Consider the following 1,509-nt stretch of genomic DNA (forward strand, 5'->3'; position numbering starts at 1 on the left):
CTTCAATTCGTAATTTGAATATAGAGATCCAATCCTGCTATACTAAAACCAGGGTTGGATCAAGAAGTTTCCTGACTTCTGCCGGACAAGCAGCATACAACTGAATAAATTCAATAAATGGGAACACTCCAAAATATTGACCGGAGTATACAATAACGGATTTCTGCTTATCTGATTTATAATTTTTGATGACTACAGGCAGTGACTTGCCTGAATATTTGTTTCCTTCCTCCATGTTTTTGAACAGTTGAAAGTACATATATCCTATTAATGTCATAGTAATATGGAAAGTTATGAAATTATATTTCGTGCTTTTAAAATCTTCGAGTTTCCAGAAATCCTTTATCTGTCTGAAGTCCTCTTCTATCTCCGGTCTTAATTCATATGTGTTTATTATCTGTCCTGCGGTTTTACTCGTGTCAGTTGTCAAAAACACATAGTATTTATCATCTTTTTTATCATGTACTACGCAGGCACATAAATCTACGTCACCCACAGGGTTCTCGCTTTCCCACATTGCTCCAAGATTTTTGATGAGCTGTATCTCCTGAGTCTTTCTCTTTTTGTTTGGATGTTTCACCCACTTACCTTGAGATTGAGCTATACTTACAGCTTCACTATAAATCGTCATGTTCTTTTTTGACGGTATATATGTATCAACACCTCGTTTCAATTTGAGATGGTTTATGATATCTCTTGAAATAAATCCTCTGTCATTTATAAGTATATCTCCATTTTTTAAACATTTACTTTTAAGAATCATATCTTTACAAAGCTCCAAATCATGAGTTTTTACAGAACCATAGACTATCTCTTCAATTATTCCCGAATCATCCATAAGTCCCCTTAGTGTTCCCAGTTTATATCCCCGCAGGGGTTCTCCATCTACAGATATAACTTCTGAGTTCTCATAATTTGTATTATCTAAATTAACTTTTAATTTAGTACAGTCAAGAATATGTATTGATGGACATATATCAATACCTGGCATAACATTATTCTGGACATAATGGTTATATGAATCTATAAGCTCTTCACTTTCATATTTACTAACAAGATTTCTAATAACCCCTTCTGTAAACAAACCTTTACTCATATCTCTGTCGGTATCCCATATATTCCATCCTAATTCAGACAGGAGTTCGCTGTCTGTTACTGCAAATATAACATCAGTCAGACTTGTCTTTAGTTTCATTTTAGCCGTAATTGCCAGCGTAATTAATATATCTAAGGGCAGCTGCTTATTTCCATTTCTTTTATCTGTAAAACTGTCTGATAATTTATCTATAAGTTCTATTTTTTTCATCTTTAATATTATGGTATCTATAAGATTTGGAAAGCTGACATCAGCAGCATCAATGCTGCCGCATTTTATATTTTCTAGAACTTTATTTTTATTATTCTTACTGAGCTGTAACATTATAAACATCCTCCGGATTATTAATATATTTATAATTTTACTTTTAAACTTAATATTTTACCATAGTATATTCTGATTTTTTATATTAC

At 32.3% G+C, this 1,509-nt stretch carries 1 protein-coding gene; it reads right to left on the reverse strand.

What is annotated here, in order from left to right:
* Window positions 1-37 precede the first annotated feature (37 nt).
* Window positions 38-1,420 carry a transposase gene (locus KM800_RS15020; RefSeq protein ID WP_217813810.1) on the reverse strand — a complete coding sequence of 461 codons (1,383 nt, stop codon included), beginning with the start codon at window positions 1,418-1,420 and terminating at the stop codon, window positions 38-40.
* Window positions 1,421-1,509: the final 89 nt, after the last annotated feature.

This window comes from Clostridium tyrobutyricum, assembly GCF_019144085.1.
Lineage (GTDB): Bacteria > Bacillota > Clostridia > Clostridiales > Clostridiaceae > Clostridium_B > Clostridium_B tyrobutyricum_A.